We start from the raw sequence: 272 nt of genomic DNA, 5'->3' as shown, positions 1-272 counted from the left end.
ATAGTACTTTGCAGCTTTGGTGATGCGTCGGCAAATCATTCAACGGCACAAGGTGCTATAAACTCAGCGTGTTGGGCTGCTTATCAGCAAGTGCCTGTGCCCATATTATTTGTTTGTGAGGATAATGGCCTGGGTATTTCGACACCCACGCCAAGCGGCTGGATAGAACAGGACTTAGCCGACCGGCCCGCGCTGAAGTATTTCGCTGCAGACAGCCGTGATTTGGCGCAGGCTTATCATGTCAGTCGTCGGGCTGCAGACTATGTGCGCAG

Annotated in this window: 1 protein-coding gene; it reads left to right on the top strand. The window is 52.6% G+C overall.

The window, feature by feature from the left end; translation table 11 throughout:
- A partial coding sequence (locus R0J87_RS20545) for a thiamine pyrophosphate-dependent enzyme (RefSeq protein ID WP_498888566.1) occupies positions 1-272 on the top strand: 272 nt, incomplete at its 3' end.

It is taken from the genome of Halomonas sp. SIMBA_159, assembly GCF_046536035.1.
Classification (GTDB): Bacteria; Pseudomonadota; Gammaproteobacteria; order Pseudomonadales; family Halomonadaceae; genus Vreelandella; species Vreelandella venusta_A.
Note: the sequence above shows the minus strand (reverse complement) of the source record. Positions and strands in the feature narration are given on the sequence as shown.